The following is a 1,600-nucleotide window of genomic DNA, read 5'->3' on the forward strand; positions in this document are numbered from 1 at the left end:
AGCGCATGTTTTCTGTATTCAGGGCGCGGGCCGCATCGATTACGGCTACGCCGGCTTCGATCAGGCCTTTGCGGGCATCGAGGGTTGAGGTGAGATCGAACTTGCCCGCGGCATAGCCCTGGACGGATGCTTCATAGGCCGCCCTGGCTGAGGGCAGGGCATCGTTCTCAAGGAGCGCCAGGCGTTCCTGGGCCGCGCGGACCTGAGAGACCGAGGCGCGTTGGCTGGCAAGCAATCTTGCCTCCACAGCCACCCGGTCGGTGCGCCGGGCATCGACTCTGTAACCAGCAGCGCGGGTTGCGTCACGGTTGCGGTCAAACAGGGGGACAGGCACGCTGACGCCGATAAGGAATGCGGTATCGCCCGTTTGCTCAAACTGCCGCATGCCCGCACTTAGGGTAAGATCAGGGGCCGCCTGAGCACGCGCCAGATCCTGCTCCGCCTGCCGCGCGACAATACCGGCCTCGGCCACTTTGACAGCAGGGTGTTGTGCCAGGTTGGCTGCGCCGGGGTGGGTGGGCGCCGTCATTGGCAGAACAGGGGCCTCGAAGACCGGATCGGCGCTTCCCCACAATGCGCTGAGATCGTAGCGAAGGGCTTCCATGTCGCCGCGTGTCTGTGCGGCCACTGCGCGCAACGCGGCAGCATCGGCTTTCGCCCGGGAAAGTTCCGGTGGTGCGGCCGCGCCTGCATCCACGCGTTTGCCTACGGTTTCGCTGAGCGTGTCCGCCAGTTCGGCCGATTGATCGGCGAGACGGACGAGCTGGGCGGCCGCGTCCAGTTCATAGAAGAGCGTCACCGCCTCCAATTCTGTTTCGCGCAGGATGGCGTTGCATTCTGCCGTGGCGAGCGCGGCACTGGCACGCGCAGCGCGCTGACGTTTTGTTCGCTTGCCGCCCAGCTGGAATGTCTGGGCAACCGAGAACGTTGTCTCGGTTTGATCAAACCCGGCGAGGGGGCCGGAGCCTGAGAAGTTTTCAAGTTCCAATCCGATCATAGGATTGAGCCAGCGGCCGGCCTGATCTGCGTCCGCCTCGCGAGCGCGTGTTTCCAATGCGGCCTTGCGCACTTCCGGAGACGCATTGCGGACTTCTGCCAGTACGGCGTCAAGTGATAAAGGCTCGCCTGGCTGGATTGCGGTGGCAGTGACCCTTGGTCCGCTGCACGGAGCTGCGACCGCAGTGCCCGCAAGGACAGCTGCGATCAGGGCGCAACATGCGCCCTGCTTCAATGTGTTCATTGATATAATTTCCTCGTGATGACCTGAAAGATGCCGACGGCAGAGCCGCAGCTAGGGAGTCAGGTCAGACACGGGGAGGGCGGTAGAGTCCGAAGGGTCCGGCGCGAGGCGCGAACATGTTCGCCTCGGGCAGAACGACTGTCCGAAGTCCCCAGGGGGAAACGAATCTGGATGGGAAAGATCCGGCCAGATGGAAATGGCAACTGCCGCAGGTGTGCGCGTGGTGATCGTGATCAGGACGAGACTGCCCGTCGTCCTTGCGGTCTGTACCGGATGCCGCAAGTTGGTCATCCAGCGCCTGGCAGGCAATGGTATCAGGAGCCATCGCATGTACATCCGCCGACGCAGGGCCAATCAACA

The 1,600-nt window shown here is 63.3% G+C and carries 1 protein-coding gene; it reads right to left on the reverse strand.

Features of this window, described 5'->3' with window-relative positions; translation table 11 throughout:
• Positions 1-1,240, reverse strand: a 1,240-nt coding sequence (locus HOC_RS20400; protein WP_035542401.1) for a TolC family protein, incomplete at its 3' end; no start/stop codon positions are given.
• Between the last annotated feature and the right edge of the window lie 360 nt (positions 1,241-1,600).

Source organism: Hyphomonas oceanitis SCH89 (assembly GCF_000685295.1).
GTDB lineage: Bacteria > Pseudomonadota > Alphaproteobacteria > Caulobacterales > Hyphomonadaceae > Hyphomonas > Hyphomonas oceanitis.